Origin of the sequence: Pseudarthrobacter sp. PH31-O2 (assembly GCF_030063265.1) — a bacterium.
In the GTDB taxonomy this organism is placed as follows: domain Bacteria; phylum Actinomycetota; class Actinomycetes; order Actinomycetales; family Micrococcaceae; genus Arthrobacter.
The window spans coordinates 808,552-825,718 of the sequence record NZ_JASIST010000001.1 but is presented as its reverse complement, the minus strand read 5'-3'; the positions used below and the strand labels follow the sequence as shown (position 1 = coordinate 825,718).

The 17,167-nt window shown below is 66.0% G+C and carries 13 protein-coding genes; 8 read left to right on the top strand and 5 right to left on the bottom strand.

What is annotated here, in order from left to right:
* Positions 1-49 precede the first annotated feature (49 nt).
* Both rpsA and QMG72_RS03725 read left to right on the top strand, forming a co-directional pair.
* Positions 50-1,531: a 30S ribosomal protein S1 gene (gene rpsA, locus QMG72_RS03730; RefSeq protein ID WP_024367487.1), complete on the top strand. Its 1,482-nt coding sequence runs from the start codon at positions 50-52 to the stop codon at positions 1,529-1,531.
* 225 nt (positions 1,532-1,756) lie between these two features.
* Entirely contained in the window at positions 1,757-2,347 is a 591-nt protein-coding gene (locus tag QMG72_RS03725) for a VOC family protein (protein ID WP_348774845.1), read from the top strand.
* A 164-nt stretch (positions 2,348-2,511) separates the two neighbouring features.
* Here QMG72_RS03725 and QMG72_RS03720 read toward each other — a convergent pair whose 3' ends face one another.
* Entirely contained in the window at positions 2,512-3,036 is a 525-nt protein-coding gene (locus QMG72_RS03720) for a GNAT family N-acetyltransferase (RefSeq protein ID WP_282359953.1), read from the bottom strand.
* Positions 3,020-3,721, bottom strand: coding sequence for an IMPACT family protein (locus tag QMG72_RS03715; protein WP_282359952.1), 702 nt, complete (start codon positions 3,719-3,721; stop codon positions 3,020-3,022). Before QMG72_RS03715 ends, QMG72_RS03720 begins: the two co-directional genes overlap by 17 nt.
* Before the next feature lie 22 nt (positions 3,722-3,743).
* Here QMG72_RS03715 and coaE point away from each other — a divergent pair, with 22 nt between their 5' ends.
* The 4 genes from coaE (at position 3,744) to QMG72_RS03695 (ending at position 9,691) form a co-directional block, all read left to right on the top strand.
* Entirely contained in the window at positions 3,744-4,949 is a 1,206-nt protein-coding gene (coaE, locus tag QMG72_RS03710) for a dephospho-CoA kinase (protein WP_282359951.1), read from the top strand.
* Positions 4,950-5,031: 82 nt separating this feature from the next.
* Positions 5,032-7,113 carry an excinuclease ABC subunit UvrB gene (gene uvrB / locus QMG72_RS03705; protein ID WP_282359950.1) on the top strand — a complete coding sequence of 694 codons (2,082 nt, stop codon included), beginning with the start codon at positions 5,032-5,034 and terminating at the stop codon, positions 7,111-7,113.
* Between the two features lie 178 nt (positions 7,114-7,291).
* Positions 7,292-8,320 (top strand): TerC family protein, encoded by a 1,029-nt coding sequence (locus tag QMG72_RS03700; protein ID WP_226773377.1) that lies wholly within the window; start codon positions 7,292-7,294, stop codon positions 8,318-8,320.
* Positions 8,321-8,356: 36 nt separating this feature from the next.
* Entirely contained in the window at positions 8,357-9,691 is a 1,335-nt protein-coding gene (locus QMG72_RS03695) for an MFS transporter (protein WP_226773382.1), read from the top strand.
* 25 nt (positions 9,692-9,716) lie between these two features.
* Here QMG72_RS03695 and QMG72_RS03690 read toward each other — a convergent pair whose 3' ends face one another.
* Genes QMG72_RS03690 through QMG72_RS03680 form a run of 3 tightly spaced genes read right to left on the bottom strand, consistent with a single transcriptional unit; the run spans position 9,717 to position 14,200 of the window.
* On the bottom strand, positions 9,717-11,078 hold the full coding sequence (locus QMG72_RS03690; RefSeq protein WP_283479686.1) for an alpha/beta fold hydrolase: 1,362 nt from the start codon (positions 11,076-11,078) through the stop codon (positions 9,717-9,719).
* Between the two features lie 52 nt (positions 11,079-11,130).
* The gene (locus QMG72_RS03685) at positions 11,131-11,631 is read right to left on the bottom strand and encodes a GNAT family N-acetyltransferase (protein WP_226774870.1); all 501 of its coding nucleotides are present in this window, start codon (positions 11,629-11,631) and stop codon (positions 11,131-11,133) included.
* Between the two features lie 22 nt (positions 11,632-11,653).
* The gene (locus QMG72_RS03680; protein ID WP_283479683.1) at positions 11,654-14,200 is read right to left on the bottom strand and encodes a DEAD/DEAH box helicase; all 2,547 of its coding nucleotides are present in this window, start codon (positions 14,198-14,200) and stop codon (positions 11,654-11,656) included.
* 116 nt (positions 14,201-14,316) lie between these two features.
* Here QMG72_RS03680 and QMG72_RS03675 point away from each other — a divergent pair, with 116 nt between their 5' ends.
* Positions 14,317-15,096, top strand: coding sequence for a trans-aconitate 2-methyltransferase (locus QMG72_RS03675; protein WP_282359947.1), 780 nt, complete (start codon positions 14,317-14,319; stop codon positions 15,094-15,096).
* 145 nt (positions 15,097-15,241) lie between these two features.
* Positions 15,242-16,969 carry an ABC transporter ATP-binding protein gene (locus QMG72_RS03670; protein WP_283479680.1) on the top strand — a complete coding sequence of 576 codons (1,728 nt, stop codon included), beginning with the start codon at positions 15,242-15,244 and terminating at the stop codon, positions 16,967-16,969.
* The last annotated feature ends 198 nt before the right edge of the window (positions 16,970-17,167 follow it).

The window sequence follows — 17,167 nt, the reverse complement described above, 5'->3', positions numbered from 1 at the left end:
GCAGCGGTTGGCCTGACCGACTAACTATCCACAACGGAGCCCCTACTACATGACCATCACCTCCACCGAGAAGCCCGGTACACCCGTAGTCGCAATTAACGACATCGGTACCGCTGAGGACTTCCTCGCAGCTGTCGACGCCACCATCAAGTACTTCAACGACGGGGACCTCGTCGAAGGTACCGTCGTGAAGGTCGACCGCGACGAAGTTCTGCTCGACATCGGTTACAAGACCGAAGGTGTCATTCCCTCCCGCGAGCTGTCCATCAAGCACGATGTTGATCCCGGAGACGTCGTCTCCGTTGGCGATCTCGTCGAAGCCCTGGTGCTCACCAAGGAAGACAAAGAAGGCCGCCTGATCCTCTCCAAGAAGCGTGCTCAGTACGAGCGCGCCTGGGGCGACATCGAGAAGGTCAAGGAAGAGGACGGCGTCGTCACCGGCACCGTCATCGAGGTTGTCAAGGGTGGTCTTATCCTCGACATCGGCCTGCGCGGCTTCCTGCCGGCATCCCTCGTCGAGATGCGCCGTGTGCGCGACCTTGCTCCGTACATCGGCCAGAAGATCGAAGCCAAAATCATCGAGCTGGACAAGAACCGCAACAACGTTGTGCTGTCCCGCCGTGCATGGCTCGAGCAGACCCAGTCCGAGGTCCGCTCCACGTTCCTCAACAAGCTGGAAAAGGGCCAGGTCCGTCCCGGCGTCGTTTCCTCCATCGTCAACTTCGGTGCATTCGTGGACCTGGGCGGCGTGGACGGCCTCGTTCACGTTTCCGAGCTGTCCTGGAAGCACATCGACCACCCGTCCGAGGTTGTCGAGGTGGGCCAGGAAGTAACCGTGGAGGTTCTCGAGGTCGACCTGGACCGCGAGCGTGTTTCCCTCTCGCTCAAGGCTACGCAGGAAGATCCGTGGCAGACCTTCGCCCGCACCCACGCCCTCGGGCAGGTTGTGCCGGGTAAGGTCACCAAGCTGGTTCCGTTCGGTGCGTTCGTTCGCGTTGAAGACGGCATCGAAGGCTTGGTCCACATCTCCGAGCTCGCAGTGCGCCACGTTGAGCTGGCCGAGCAGGTTGTCTCCGTTGGTGACGAGCTGTTCGTCAAGGTCATCGACATCGACCTCGAACGCCGCCGCATCTCGCTCTCCCTCAAGCAGGCCAACGAGGGCGTCGACGCCGAGTCCACCGAATTCGATCCGGCTCTTTACGGCATGGCCGCAGAGTACGACGAAGAAGGCAACTACAAGTACCCGGAGGGCTTCGATCCGGAGTCCAACGAGTGGCTTGAAGGCTACGAGACGCAGCGCGCCGCCTGGGAGCAGCAGTACGCTGACGCCCAGACCCGCTGGGAAGCCCACAAGAAGCAGGTTGCCCAGCACGCTGCCGACGACGCTGCAGCTGCAACGTCCGGCGAGAGCGACTCCGGCACCACCAGCTACTCCTCCGAGCCGGCTGCAGCCGAGTCCAACACCGGTGGCGGCACGCTTGCTTCCGATGAGGCTCTGGCAGCACTGCGCGAGAAGCTGACCGGCAACTAATTGCCCGTGGTTCCCGGGGATCCAATCTCCGGGCCCTGGCAGTTTGTAGCCTAAATTAGCGCCATAGAAGTGGCCGCCCCTCCGGGGGCGGCCACTTTTATGTTGTTTTACAAGTGCCAGGTTTTCGGGCCGGCCCTGGCTGCTCCCCGTGGGGACATGCCCGGTGGTGGCTGCGGCCACTGGACATAACAGTATTATGCTCAGGCCTGGTCCCGAGGGCGGGGCATGTCCGGAGGTATCCCGCCGGGCCCGGTGGACATGTCCGTCGCAGACCGAGCCAGGCCATGCCGTTGGTGGCGGGCGGAATGGTTGACTTTGCAGCTGCTTAGCGTCGATGCTGTCCGGGTTAGGTCAACGGAACACAAGGGGGCGGCCACTATGGGTGGAACTGCAGGAAATTTCCAGGCAACCGAGCCAGCTGACAACCGGACTTGGCCAGGGGCAATCGGAGCCATCACCTTATTCGTCGAGGATCTGCCCGTGGCAAAACGCTTCTACCGGGAAGTGTTTGGTCTGCCGGTGGCGTATGAAGACGAGGCCTCGGCTGTGTTTAGGTTCGAGAACACCCTGATCAATTTGTTGAACTCTTCCGAGGCACCGGAGCTCATCGGCCCTGCCAAGGTGGCTTCTGCCGAGGTCGGCGCCAGGATGCAATTCACCCTCGAGGTGGACGACGTTGATGCCTTGTGCGCGGATTTGACCGGGCGCGGCGTCGAACTCCTGAATGGACCGGTGAACCGGCCGTGGGGTATCCGCACGGCAAGCTTTCGCGACCCCGGCGGCCACATTTGGGAAATTGCGGCGGCTCTCGCCTGAATCCGGGTGGACCATGTCCAGCCGCGGACCCGGGCGATGGGAACATCAGGATTATGTCCAAGGGCTTGGGCTAACAGGGGGCATGCTCAGCATCGGGGGGGTGCTGAACAGTGGGCATGTCCACCGGGGGGTGGTGAACGGCGGGCATGCTCAGGGTGGGGGAGTCAGCGCAACGCGATCCTGGCCTTGACCGGAACCGTTGCACCGGTGGCGGCTTCGCCTTCCTCGAGCTCGGCACCGGCTGACCTCAGGAGGGCCAGCGCCGCGGTGTTCCCTGCCGTTGTCTCGGCTTCCAGCACCGATGCCCCGGTCGCGGCGGCCCGGCCAATCACGAGACGAAGCGCTTCGCGTGCGATTCCGCGGCCGCGGAAGCTGCGCGCCAGCCAGATACCCGTTTCCAGCGCACCGGCTCCGGTCCGCCGCAGCCGGACCGCGCCCGCCAGTTCACCGCCGGAACTGACCGCCCAGCTTTGCTGCTGGCCTGGCCCGTCGAGTCCGGCGGCCGCTCGGTGGTATTCGCGGAACCAGCTGATCCGTTCCGAATTCCAGCCGGCGGCGCTGCCCAAGGGTGGGGTCACGTCGTCCGCATCCGCGTCCTGGATCGCCACTGACAGGAGCTGCTCGAGGACCGCCCCTGAGACATCAACGAGCAACACGGCGGGACGGGAAGGCTCAGCCGTGGGGGACATCGATCCACTCCGTTTCTCCGGGCACTAATTCGGCCGTTCCGGCAGACAGCGCGGCCAGCCGCTCGGCCGCCCGGGCCAGACCAGGCGGATCATCCGGCAGGGCAAGCCGAAGGATAGTAGCTTCCGCCGCGTAACTGGATTCTGCCATGACGTAACCCGCGGCGCGGAGCTCGTTTTCCAGCCGCCCGGCGGACGTGTGCGGAACGGCCACCCTGCAGATCCGCAGCCGGCGGCGCTGCACGAGGGGCGCCCGGTCCAAGGCAGCGGTCACGGCTTCCGAGTAGGCTCTGACCAATCCGCCTGCCCCCAGCAGGATCCCGCCAAAGTACCGGACCACCACAGCTGTTACATCACTGAGATCCGTCGCGCCCGGAGCGGTTTCGCGTTTGAGCAGCGCATCAAGCATCGGGTTGCCCGCGGTTCCCGACGGTTCGCCGTCGTCGTTTGAGCGTTGGACATCCCGGTCCGGACCGAGCACAAACGCGGAACAGTGGTGCCGCGCGTCGTGGAATTCTTTGCGCAGGGCGGCAAGGACCGAACGGGCCCCATCCTCGTCTGCGGTCCGATGCAGCACCGTAATGAAGCGGGAGCGTTTAACCTCAGTCTCGTGGCGGAACTCCCGGTCCGCCGCCAGCGAGGTGTACACGGTGGCCCTGCTCTCCGGGAAAACCGCATCTTCAGCCACCGGATCAGTTTAGTCTGGTGGAGTGCTGAAAATCGGGTTGACGGGCGGCATCGCCGCAGGCAAGTCAGTGGCCTCCTCGCGCCTGCGCGAACTGGGCGCCGTAGTGATCGACGCAGACGCCCTGGCCCGGGAGGTCGTCGAGCCCGGCACACCCGGACTCGCCAAGGTGGTGGAGGCCTTCAGCAAGTCGGTTTTGACGCCCGACGGCGGCCTGGACCGGGCCAAGCTCGGCGCCCTCGTGTTCGGCAACCCGGACCGCCTTGCCGTATTAAACAACATCATCCATCCGCTGGTGCGGGAGCGGGCTGCCGCACTGTCCGCCGCCGCCCCTGTGGGCGCCGTGGTGGTCCAGGACATCCCGCTCCTCGTTGAGACTGGCCAGGGTTCCAATTTCCACCTGGTGGTGGTGGTTGACGCCCCCGATGAGGCCCGGCTGCAGCGGATGGTGCAACACCGGCGGATGAGCCCCGCTGACGCCCGCGCCAGGATAGCTGCGCAGGCGGGCAGGCAGGCCCGGCTGGCAGCAGCCGACGTCGTCCTGGACAACTCCGGTTCCAAGCAGGAACTTCGGGACGCGGTGGACCGGCTCTGGAAATTCCGGCTGTCACCATTCGCGGAGAACCTGGGCAGGCACCGCCCGGCACCCCGGACCGGCGCCCCGCTGCCGGCGCACGCCAACCCCGAGTGGCCGGTGCAAGCCGCGCGGCTTATGGCGCGCCTGCGGACGGCTGCGGGGGAGGACATCCTGGCCCTGCACCATGTTGGTTCCACTGCCGTGTCCGGCCTCGGCGCGAACGACGTGCTGGACCTCCAGCTCGGCGTCGAGGACATGGCCGCCGCGGACCGGATCTCGCTGCTGCTCGCCGAAGCGGGTTTCCCGGCGCCGCCCGGTGCGGTTTCCGGCAACCCCCAACCCCCGCCCCCGGACCCGGCAAGCTGGCCGGAGCGCCTGCACGCCAACGCGGACCCCGGACGGGCGGTCAACCTCCACGTCCGGGCCGTGGGCTCGCCGGGCTGGCGGTTCGCGCTCTGCTTCCGGGACTGGCTGCGCGATGACCCGGCTGCCCGGGAGGAATACCTTGCCGAGAAGCGCCGGGCCGGCAGGTTGCACGGCGCAGATCGGAGCACCGCTGGCTACGCCTCGGACACGGAGGACGGGATGGCCGGGCACGCCCCGGCGCAAATGGAAGCGTGGGCGCGGCGCACCGGCTGGCAGCCTCCCTTGTAGCCGGGGCCCGAAGCCGGACCGGAACGTACCGCCCAAAGCTGAATCAGGGCGGAGCGTCGGGGCCCGGCGGTACATTAGGAACATGAGTCTTGCCCAGCAGATCAACCGTGTCGTGGCGCCTTTCGAGGTCATCAGCGAATTCCAGCCGGCAGGCGACCAGCCGGCCGCCATCGGGGAACTGACCGAGCGCATCAAAAACGGCGAGAAGGACGTGGTGCTGCTCGGCGCCACGGGTACCGGCAAGAGCGCGACGACGGCGTGGCTGATCGAGCAGGTGCAGCGGCCCACCCTGGTGATGGTGCAAAACAAGACCCTCGCAGCGCAGCTCGTCAACGAATTCCGCGAGCTGCTGCCCAACAACGCCGTCGAATACTTCGTCTCCTACTACGACTACTACCAGCCGGAAGCCTACGTGGCGCAGACGGACACCTTCATCGAAAAGGACTCGTCCGTCAACGAGGAAGTCGAACGGCTCCGGCACTCCGCCACCAATGCGCTGCTGACCCGCCGGGACGTGATCGTGGTCGCCACCGTGTCCTGCATCTATGGCCTCGGCACCCCGGAGGAATACATCGCCGGCATGGTGACACTGAGCAAGGGCGCCGAGATGAACCGCGATGACCTGCTGCGGAAATTCGTTTCCATGCAGTATGCCCGCAACGACATGGACTTCCACCGAGGCACGTTCCGGGTCCGTGGCGACACCGTAGAAATCATCCCGATGTACGAGGAGCTTGCGATCCGGATCGAGTTCTTCGGCGACGAGATCGAGAACATCTATACCCTGCACCCGCTCACCGGAGAAATCATCCGTGATGAGACCGAAATGTACGTCTTCCCGGCATCGCACTATGTCGCCGGTCCGGAACGTATGGGCCGGGCGATCAAGCGGATAGAAGACGAGCTCGCCGGACGGCTCCAGGTCCTGGAAAGCCAGAACAAACTTGTGGAAGCGCAGCGACTCAGGATGCGCACCACCTACGACCTGGAAATGATGCAGCAGATGGGCTTCTGCAACGGCATCGAGAACTACTCCAGCCACATCGACGGCCGCGCCCGCGGAACGGCGCCGCACTGCCTCATCGATTACTTCCCGGACGACTTCCTCCTGGTCATCGACGAGTCGCACGTTACAGTGCCGCAGATCGGCGCGATGTACGAGGGCGACATGTCCCGGAAGCGGAACCTCGTAGACCACGGCTTCCGGCTGCCCTCCGCGATGGATAACCGGCCGTTGAAATGGGACGAATTCCAGGACCGCGTTGGGCAGACCGTCTACCTCTCCGCCACGCCGGGCAAGTACGAGCTCGGCAAAGCCGACGGCTACGTCCAGCAAATCATCCGGCCCACCGGCCTCATCGACCCCGAGGTGATCGTCAAGCCGACAAAGGGCCAAATCGATGACCTGCTCGGTGAGATCAAGACCCGCACCGCGAAGGATGAGCGCATCCTGGTCACCACACTGACCAAACGGATGGCGGAGGACCTTACCGATTATCTGCTCGGTCACGGCGTCAAGGTCGAATACCTGCACTCGGACGTTGACACCCTGCGCCGCGTCGAGCTGCTGCGGGAACTTCGGATGGGAGTCTTCGACGTCCTGGTCGGCATCAACTTGCTCCGGGAGGGCCTGGACCTGCCCGAGGTGTCGCTGGTGAGTATCCTGGATGCGGACAAGGAAGGCTTCCTGCGGTCGGCAACGTCGCTGATCCAGACCATCGGCCGGGCCGCCCGCAACGTCTCCGGCGAGGTCCACATGTACGCGGACCGGATCACCGACTCCATGGCGAAGGCCATTGACGAGACCAACCGGCGGCGCGAGATCCAAGTGGCGTACAACACCGCTAACGGCGTCGACCCGCAGCCGCTGCGGAAGAAGATCGCCGACATCACGGACCAGATCGCCAAGGAGGACGCCGACACCCGCGAACTCCTCGCCGCGGCCGGCAAGTCGCGCGGCAAGGGCAAGGGCTCGGCAAAGGTCCGGGCGGACGGCCTGGCCGCGGCACCGGCCGAGGATCTGGTGGGCCTGATCGAGCAGCTCACCGAACAAATGCATGCCGCCGCCGGGGAGCTGCACTTCGAGCTTGCCGCCCGGCTTCGTGACGAGGTAGGGGAGCTGAAGAAGGAACTGCGCCAGATGCAGTCCGCCGGGCACGCCTAAGGTAGGGTAGGACGAACGTAGGGGAGTATCCCAAGCGCTACGATCGTCAACACGCATGGCACAGACGCCCTGCCGGGCGTAGCGGGCTGCAAGTGGTACCTGGAGGCAATGGCCCGGGTGCGAGAGCTTGGCCGGAGAGACTTGCACCGTTTAGTTGTACCCTGCGAAAGGTATCTTCGTGCCTGAACTTCCCCTCTGGTTTGAGATCGGCTCCTTCGTTGTCCTCGGCACCATCCTCGCCGTCGATCTGCTTCTCGTCCTCAAGCGGCCGCATGAGCCCTCCATGAAGGAAGCAGGCCTCTGGGTCACCTTCTACATCGGGCTGGCGCTCGTTTTTGCCGCAGCGATGTTTGCCTTCACCGGTCCCGAGTACGGCGGGCAGTTCATTGCCGGCTGGGTCACGGAGTACAGCCTCAGCATCGACAACCTGTTCGTCTTTATCATCATCATGGCCCGCTTTTCGGTACCCCGTAAGTACCAGCAGGAAGTCCTGATGGTGGGCATCATCATCGCGCTGGTCCTGCGCGGCATCTTCATCCTGCTCGGCGCACTAGTGATCGAACAGTTCAGCTGGATCTTCTACCTCTTCGGCGCCTTCCTGCTTTGGACCGCGTGGAAGCAGCTCCAGGACGACGGCGGTGACGAGGAAGACCGGGAAAACCCGCTCATCGCCCGGATCCGCACTGTCCTGCCGATGTCCCAGACGTTCGACGGCGGCAAACTCCGCACCATGGTGGACGGCAAAAGGGTCTTCACCCCCATGCTGGTCGTCTTTGTGACCATCGGCCTGACGGATCTGCTGTTCGCGGTGGACTCCATCCCCGCCATATTTGGCCTGACGCAAAGCCCGTTCATCGTCTTCACCGCCAACATCTTCGCCCTGATGGGCCTGCGTCAGCTGTACTTCCTGCTCGGCGGCCTGATGACCCGCCTCGTCTACCTGAAGCACGCCCTTTCCGTGATTCTCGCGTTCATTGGTGTGAAGCTGGTCCTGCACGCGATGCATGTGAACGAACTCCCGTTTGTCAACGGCGGCCGGCACATCGAATGGGCTCCCGAGATCCCGACTTTCCTCTCGCTCGCGGTAATCATCGGCACCATCATCGTGGCCGTCATTGCCAGCCTGGTCAGCTCCGGCACCACAACATCGAAGGTGGACCCCCGGCTCGAGGAAGACTCCCGCAAGAGCCTGATCGACGCCGAGTAGCTTCCACGGTTCGGCTAAGCTCGGACCGTGAAAACCATCGACTCCAGCCCGGCGCACGGTTCGGTCCTGGACCCGCAGCGGGTCCAGCGCCGAACCGTCTGGGTCCTGAGCACGGCTCAGCTGCTCAGCGGCGTGGGCAGCGGCGCCAGCCTGTCCGTCGGGTCCCTCCTGGCCGTCCAGCTCTCGGGCTCGAACGCGTGGGCCGGAGCTGTCACCACCACCATGACCCTCGGCGCGGCGGCGGCCGCGCTGCCGCTGGCAGGCCTGGCCGGCCGGCGCGGCCGGCGCGGCTCGCTGGTTACGGGCCTGCTCGCTGCCATGGCCGGAGCCCTGCTGGTCATCGTTTCCACTGTGACGGGAAGCTTTCCCGTGCTGCTGCTGGCAGCGGCCCTGCTTGGACTGGGCACGGCAGCCAACCTGCAGGCCCGCTTCGCCGCCGTCGACCTCGCCGCTCCGGAACGCCGCGGCCGAGCCCTGGCGATCGTCGTGTGGGCTGTCACAATCGGCGCCGTGGCCGGACCCAACCTGATCCGTCCCGGCGCCCTGGTAGGCAGTGCGCTCGGCTTGCCGGAACTGGCGGGCCCCTTTGTATTTTCGACGGCGGGACTGGCCCTGGCCGCGCTGCTGCTGCTCATTGGCCTGCGGCCGGACCCGCTGCTGCTGGCTGCCAGGCTGCGGTCCGAAAGTCAGCCGACGCCCACCGCCGCCGCCCGGCGTCGGAACAGCCTCCGGCACGGCCTGGATGCCATCCGGGCCTCGCCGCGGGCACGCTTTGCGCTGCTGGCGATTATTTCCGCGCACGGCTGCATGGCCGCCGTGATGTCGATGACGCCGCTGCACCTGCAACTGCTGACCGAGGGACCGCTCACCGGCATGCCGGCCGGCCATGCGCACGCCGCCAGCACCGATGTCCTGGTCCTGATCGGCTTCACCATTTCGCTGCACATCGCCGGAATGTACGCACTCTCACCGGTCATGGGCTGGCTGACGGACAAAACGGGCCGGCTGCCGGTCATTTTGCTGGGGCACGGCCTGATCCTGCTCTCGGTCCTCGTGGCCGGCTTCGGCCAGGCCGAACCGGCGCTGGTCGCCGTGGGCCTGATCCTGCTCGGATTGGGCTGGTCCGCTGCCACGATCGCGGGTTCAACCCTGCTGGCCGAAAGCGTCCACGCCGGTGACCGCGTCCTCGTCCAGGGTGTCTCGGACACGATGATGGGGGTCGCCGGCGCTGTCGGGGCCGGCTTCTCCGGGCTGCTGATGAGTGGAGTTGGCTACCGGGGCCTCAACCTGGCGGCGGCCGCCGTCGCCGCGGTGGTGTTCACCGTCGGCTCCCTCGCCGCCATGCGTGCGCGCCGCCTGACGGCGCCCTAACCCTGCGGTGCAGCGAACCGCCGGGTTAGGGCCTGACGGAGCGGGTCAGGCCCAGGAGTCGGCCGAAGATACCCTCGCCGTCGTCCGCAATACCGTCGTGGTGGAAGTCCGCGGACTCCCAAACCTGCAGTCCGCGGACAGCAGCCGCGGTCTCCAGCGAAAGCCCACGGTCAACATAGATATCGTCCGTGTAGACGGCGGCCGCCACTGGCACGCTGTTCAGAGCGAGCCGTTCGGCATCATAGAGCCGTGGCCAGTCGTCCTTTTCGGCGAGCAGCCGGGCAATGTTCCGCAGCGGCCGTAGTGCGGGATCCTGCTCGAAGTACCAGGGGTAGACCATTTCACCGGTCAGCAACGGCTCGGGGGCCTCCGGGGAGAACTCCGGGAAGTCCTGCAGGACACGCCAGGCGGCCCAGTCGGTGGACTCACCCTGGCCATAAATTGATTCGTGCATCAGCGCGTACAGCGGGTTGGCGGACCGGGACGCCAGCCCGCGGACCTGCTCCAGGAAGGCATCCGAAAGCCGCTCGCCGGCGGGTGTGCCGACGAAAGCGTCCTCCAGCAGGTGATGCAGGGCGTCCACCCTGGTGTTTCCGCCCAAAAATGACCCGACCATCTGGAAACGTTCCACGGTCAGGCGTTCGCCGTCGGGCAGCAACTCCGCCGTCTCACGAAGGTGCCGGGCAATCCGGCTGACCGCTGCCCGGTCCTCCGGATACCTGCCGAAATACTCGGCGTTGCGGGCCGCCACCCGCCCGAAGGTTTTTTGGTACACCCGGTCCGCGGGTCCGGAGAGCGGGGCCAGGCCGCCCGTAATCAGGGCCTCCCGCAGGCCCTCCGGAGCGAAGGAAAGATAGCTGAGGGCGCAGAAGCCACCGTAGCTCTGACCGTAGATCGTCCACGGTCCCGACCCCAGGGCAAGCCGGATGGACTCGGCGTCGGCGACGATCGAGTCAGCGCGGAAATAGCTGAGGTAGTGCGCCTGATCGGCGTCGCTGCCGCGCAGTGGAAGTGTCTTACGGTCTATCGCGGAGGACAGCCCGGTGCCGCGCTGGTCAAGCATCAGGATCCGGAAGTCCCTGGCGGCGGCCTTGCTCCAGCCGCCCAGCGCGGGAAGCCGGTTTCCGCGCCCGCCCGGCCCGCCCTGCAGGTACAGCAGCCACGGGAGCTGGGCGGCGGCTTCCTCGCTGTGGTCCGCGGAGACGTACTCGCGGGCGAAGACGGTGATGGTCTCGCCGGCCGGGCCGCCAGCGCCGAAGTGGTCCAGCGGCACTTCGAAGTAGTGCTCCGCCGTGCGCATCCCGCGGTAGGCGTGCCGCGACTTGATGGTGTGCGGGACAGTCGGCCGTGCGGCCGCCAGCAGGTCCGCGGCACCGGAACCGGTCATGGGCAGGTCGGCCGCAGGCCGTCCAGCAACAGGCCGGCCAGCAACCGACCGGTCAGCCACGGGCCCGGGCCTTGCTGGCGCCGGCAAAGGCCTCCAGCGCTTCACCGGTGAGCCGGAACGTGGACCATTCCTCCATCGGGTGTGCGCCGAGTTTTTTGTAGAAATTGATCGAGGGCTCGTTCCAGTCGAGGACGCTCCATTCGACGCGGGCGTAGCCGCGTGCGACGGCGGTCTCAGCCAGGTGCCGCAGGAGCGCCTTGCCGTGGCCTTCGCCGCGTGCCTCCGGGCGCACATACAGGTCCTCGAGATAGATGCCGTGGACACCCTCCCACGTGGAGTAATTCAGGAACCAGAGGGCGAACCCCCGCACCTCACCGGTCTCGTTCTCAGCCATGGCGGCGAACACCCGCGGGTTCTCGCCAAACAAGGCCTCGCCCAGCATCTCCGGGGTGTTCCGGACGGCGTCCGGCTCCTTCTCGTAGAGAGCCAGGTCATGGATCATCTGCAGGATTGCGGGGACATCGTTTGCCGTCGCGGGCCGGATTAGACTCATTATTCGAGTTTACTAGGGCCGCTTAGAGCCGGTTGACGTCCGTCACGCGCACGACGGCGGTGCCGGTCTCATCCGAGGCGGCAAGGTCAACCTCGGCTGAGATGCCCCAGTCATGATTGCCGGCTGGATCCTCGAAGATTTGCCGGACCTTCCACAGCGCGGGCTCTTCGGTGATCATTAGCAGGCCGGGACCGCGGGCATCCGGGCCGGTGCCGATATCGTTATGTTCGTCGAAGTAGTCGTCCAGCGCGTCCTCCCAGCGTTCGAGGTCCCAACCGGAGCCGGAATCGAGCCCGGCCAGGGCGGTAGCGTCCTCATCTGCGAAGAGCTCCACCCGGCGGAACATCTCGTTGCGGACCATTACCCGGAAGGCCCGCACGTTGGAGGTCAGCGACGGCGGCGGTGGCGGCGGAGCATCGTGAGGTGTTGGCGCCTTGCCGGAGGTGAGCTCCTCCCACTCGTCGAGCAGGCTGGAATCAACCTGCCGGACCAGCTCGCCGAGCCACGCGATGAAGTCCTCGAGGTCCTCGCGGAGGGCGTCCTGGGGGACCGTCTGGCGCAACGCCTTGAATCCGTCGGCCAGGTAGCGCAGCACAATTCCCTCCGAGCGGGCCAGCCCGTAGAACTGGACAAACTCGCCAAAGTTCATGGCCCGCTGGTACATGTCCCGGACGATCGATTTGGGCGCCAGTTCAAAGTCGCCGATCCACGGGGCGGCCCGGCGGTAAACGTCGAACGCCTCCCCGAGCAGCTCCCCGAGCGGCTGCGGGTAACTGACTTCGTCGAGCATCGCCATGCGCTGGTCGTAGTCGATTCCGTCGGCCTTCATCGCCGCGACGGCCTCGCCGCGCGCTTTCTTCAGTTGCGCTGAGAGGATTTGCCGGGGTTTCTCCAGCGTCGACTCAATGACTGACACCACGTCCAGGGCGTACGACGGCGACTCCGGATCCAGCAGCTCCAGTGCCGCGAGGGCGAACGGGGACAGCGGCTGGTTCAGCGCGAAGTTGGCCTGCAGGTGGACGGTCAGCCGGACGGTGCGGCCATCGGGTCCCTGCTCCTGAACCGGGATCCGTTCCACCACTCCTGCAGCCAGGAGCTCCCGGTAGATCCCAAGCGCCCTTTTCATCAGCTGCAGCTGGGAGGACCGGGTCTCGTGGTTCTCGGTGAGCAGCCGGCGGGCGGCCTGGAACGGGTCGCCCGGCCGCTCCATCAGGTTCATCAACATCGAATGGGTCACGGAGAAACTGGATGTCAGCGGATCCGGGACGGATTCCACCAGGCGCTTGTAAGTCGGTTCGCCCCAGGAGACAAAGCCTTCCGGCGGCTTCTTCTTAACCACCTGCCGGAGCTTCTTTTGATCGTCCCCGAACTTGGCCGTGGCTTTGGCCATGGCCTTGACGTTCTCCGTGACATGCTCGGGCGCCTGGACCACCACGGTCCCCGCCGTGTCGTAACCGGCCCGCCCGGCGCGGCCGGCGATCTGGTGGAATTCCCGGGAATTCAGCAGCCGGGTTCGGACGCCGTCGTACTTGCTCAGCGCGGTCAGCAGCACGGTGCGGATGGGGACGTTGATGCCAACGCCGAGCGTGTCGGTGCCGCAGATGACCTTAAGCAGCCCGGCCTGCGCGAGCTGCTCCACCAGCCGGCGGTACTTGGGCAGCATACCGGCGTGATGGACGCCGATCCCGTGCCGGACCAGCCGGTTGAGGGTCTTGCCGAAGCCGGCGGCAAAGCGGAAGCCGGCGATCAGCTCGGCGATTTTGTCCTTTTCCTCGCGGCTGCAGACGTTGACGCTCATCAGGTTCTGGGCCCGGTCGATCGCCTCCACCTGGCTGAAGTGCACCACATATACGGGCACCTGCTTAGTGGCAAGGAGTTCTTCGAGCGTCTCGTGTACAGGTGTCTGCTCGTAGTAATAGTGCAGCGGGATGGGCCGCTCCACCGAGCTGACGGTCGTCGTCGGGCGTCCGGTCAGCGCGGTGATTCCGGCTTCGAAGCGGCTAACGTCGCCAAGCGTGGCGGACATCAACAGGAACTGCGCCTGGGGGAGTTCCAGCAGCGGGACTTGCCAGGCCCAGCCGCGCTGCGGGTCGGAGTAAAAGTGGAACTCGTCCATGATCACGGCGCCGAGCTCGGCGTCGGCCCCTTCGCGGAGGGCGATGTTGGCCAGGATCTCCGCCGTGCAGCAAATAATGGGGGCGTCCTGGTTAACGCCGGAGTCGCCGGTGATCATACCGACATTCTCGGCGCCGAAAATATCGCACAGTGCGAAGAACTTCTCCGAGACCAAGGCCTTGATCGGGGCCGTGTAGTAGCTGCGCTGGCCGCGGGCCATGGCCTGGAAGTGAACCGCGATCGCGACGAGGGACTTTCCGGATCCGGTGGGGGTTGCCAGGATCACGTTGGCGCCGGAGGCAAGCTCCATCACGGCTTCGTCCTGAGCGGTGTACAGGGCCAGCCCGCGGGTTTCGGTCCACTCGACAAAGCGGGTGTAAAGCTCGTCCGGGTCAAGGCCGGTCCGGCCTGGGACCCGGGCGGCCGGGGCGGGGAGCTGATCAACGAGTTTCATTGCCTCCCAGCTTAGTGTCCGGCGCCGCGCAGCCGGGCCGGACACCTCTTGGGCTGCTGCCCGGGCCGGGGTTAGGCTTCGCACGGCGCGTCGTTGCCGGTGTCTGGAGGAACGCAGTGAAATGGGATCCCGCCAAGTACGCGAAGTTCGGGGAGTACCGTGACCGGCCGTACTTTGACCTGACTGCCCGGATCCATGCGGATGCACCCCGGAACGTCGTTGACCTCGGCTGCGGCTCCGGGGCCCTGACCGCCGCCCTCGCCCGGCGCTGGCCTATGGCGCAGGTGACCGGCCTGGACTCCTCTGCGGAGATGCTGGCCCGGTCCGATTCCGCTGCGGAGCCGCTGCCGAATCTCTCTTTCAGCCACGCGGACATTGCCGGCTGGATGCCTTCCGATGACACCGACGTGGTGGTGACCAACGCCGCGCTGCAATGGGTTCCGGACCACCGGGACCTGCTGGCCCGCTGGCTCGCCGCGCTCAAGCCCGGCGCCTGGTTCGCGCTGCAGGTGCCCGGGAATTTCCGCTCGCCTTCGCACACGCTGATGCGCGGCCTGGCGGAATCGGTGACATGGTCGGGCCGGCTCGCCGGTGTGCTGCGCCACGCGGACGCAGTGGGCCGCCCGGAAGAATACCTGAACATCATGCTCGACGCCGGCTGTGCGGCGGACGTGTGGGAGACCACTTACCTGCAGCTCCTTCCCGGCCCGGACCCGGTGCTCGAATGGGTGCGCGGGACCGGGCTGCGGCCCGTCCTGGCCGCACTGTCCGCCGCCGATGCCCGTGCTTTCGAAGCCGACTACTCCGCACTGCTGGCCCGGGCCTATCCTGCCGGCCCGCACGGCACAGTGTTCGGGTTTCGCCGGATTTTCGCTGTGGCCCGCACCCCGGGATGACCGGCCCTGGCGGGCGGCCCATCGGGCAGCCGGGCACCGGGTTACACTCGAGCACAGTGTGAGCGTGGTTACAATGGCGGGGCGGCCAGGGGGCAGCTGCCTTGAAATATCCCGATCGGCGCCCCGAGCTAGCGATGGAGGTTCGGTGCTTATTGGCCTGACACGACGCATTCTGGGAGCCCATAAAGGTTCCGTCTTGGCAATTGTGGCCCTGCAGCTCGTGCAGACGACTGCCAGCCTCCTCCTTCCTACCCTGAACGCCGCCATTATCGACAACGGAATCGTCCGCGGAAATGTCCCGGAGATCCTGCGGTTAGGGTCCTGGATGGCGGCGATTGCCGGCGTCCAGGTGGTAGCTGCCATCGGCGCCGGCTACCTGGGCGCTGTCACGGCTATGGAACTTGGCCGGAAACTGCGGGAAGAGCTGTTTGTAAAAGTACAATCCCTGTCCTCGCAGGAAATCGGCGAGTTCGGGGCCGCCAGCCTCGTGACCCGGGCCACAAACGACGTCGCACAGGTGCAAAACCTCATGGTTCTTGTGTTCACGATGCTGATCGCGGCACCGGCCATTTTCATCGGCGGCATGGTGCTCGCCGTCCACCAGGACATTGCACTCTCCGGCATCGTCGTCGCGGTGATTCCGGTGCTTGTGGTCATTATGGTCCTGATCGTGCGCCGCCTCGTTCCGCTCTACCGGCAGGGCCAGGAGCTCATCGACCGGATCGGCCGGGTGCTGCGCGAGCAGATCATCGGCGCCAGCGTTATCCGCGGATTCGTCAGGCAGGCGCATGAGATCCGGCGCTTCGAAGGGGCAAACAAGGAGTTGACCCGGAACAACCTGAGCTCCGCGTTGCTGGTCGCCGGGATGATGCCGCTGATAATGCTCGTGGTGAATCTCTCCTCCGTTGGTGTGGTTTGGTTCGGCGGGCACCGCATCCAGTCCGGCGAAATGCGGCTGGGAGCCGTGACGGCCTTCATCGCCTACATCCTGCAGATCCTGATCGCGATCATGATGGCGATGTACGTTGTGATGACTGCTCCCCGCGCGGCTGCCTGCGCCGAACGAATCCAGGCTGTCCTCGACACGGTGCCAGCGATCACGGACGGCCCGGCGGGAGCCGCGCCGGTGGGCAACACCGTGGAGTTCCGAAACGTCTCCTTCGCATACCCGGGGGCTGAGGTCCCCGTCCTTGACGGTGTCAGCTTCACAGCCCTTCCCGGAACCGTCACGGCGGTCATCGGCGCCACCGGCAGCGGTAAGAGCACCCTGCTGAACCTGCTGCCAAGGTTCCTGGATGCCACCGCCGGGACGATCAGCATCGGCGGATCCGAAGTCCGCGGGCTGTCCCTGGCGACGCTGCGCAGCCTGATAGCCTTCGTTCCCCAGCACTCCTACCTGTTCTCCGGGACGCTTGCCGAGAACCTGAGAATGGCCGCGCCGGCAGCCACGGACGAGGAACTCTGGCAGGTACTGGGGAATGCGCAGGCCGGTGCTTTTGTCCGGCGGCTGCCGCAGGGGCTGCAGGCACCGGTGACGGAGGGCGGAACGAATTTTTCCGGCGGCCAGCGGCAGCGGCTTTGCATCGCCCGGGCTCTGCTCCGGCGTTCGGCGGTGTACGTGTTTGATGACAGTTTCTCGGCGTTGGACTACGGTACGGACACCCGGCTCCGACAGGCGATGGCGCCGCTGCTGCATTCGGCCACTGTCCTGATCGTGGCCGAACGTGTTGCCACGATCGAGGACGCAGGGCTGATCCTTGTCCTCGAGGACGGCCGGCTCGTGGCACAGGGAACACATCAGCAGCTGATGGAGTCCTCGCCCAGCTACCAGGAGATCGCAGCCTCCCAGCTGGTGCTTGAGGAGACCCCGTGAAGCCGGAGCCGCCCCCCGACGCCGGGACCGGCACTCCCGCCGCCGGCGGGACCACAGAGCAACCCGTGCTGGACACACAACCGGACGGCCGGCGCGCTGCCCTCCCGTCAGCGCCTCCCGGAACGACCCCGGGCGCCGGCCGGCTTCGCTGGCGCACGGCAGGGCGGCTACTCGGGCTGCTGCGCCCGTCGAGGTTGC

What these genes read in the sequence shown, in the direction of transcription:
- QMG72_RS03685 (WP_226774870.1), bottom strand. Translation starts at nt 11,631, where the DNA reads ATGAGTCTAATCCGGCCCGCGACGGCAAACGATGTCCCCGCAATCCTG.
- uvrB (WP_282359950.1), top strand. Translation starts at nt 5,032, where the DNA reads ATGAGTCTTGCCCAGCAGATCAACCGTGTCGTGGCGCCTTTCGAGGTC.
- QMG72_RS03725 (WP_348774845.1), top strand. Translation starts at nt 1,757, where the DNA reads ATGTCCGGAGGTATCCCGCCGGGCCCGGTGGACATGTCCGTCGCAGAC.
- QMG72_RS03690 (WP_283479686.1), bottom strand. Translation starts at nt 11,078, where the DNA reads ATGACCGGTTCCGGTGCCGCGGACCTGCTGGCGGCCGCACGGCCGACT.
- rpsA (WP_024367487.1), top strand. Translation starts at nt 50, where the DNA reads ATGACCATCACCTCCACCGAGAAGCCCGGTACACCCGTAGTCGCAATT.
- QMG72_RS03680 (WP_283479683.1), bottom strand. Translation starts at nt 14,200, where the DNA reads ATGAAACTCGTTGATCAGCTCCCCGCCCCGGCCGCCCGGGTCCCAGGC.
- QMG72_RS03720 (WP_282359953.1), bottom strand. Translation starts at nt 3,036, where the DNA reads ATGTCCCCCACGGCTGAGCCTTCCCGTCCCGCCGTGTTGCTCGTTGAT.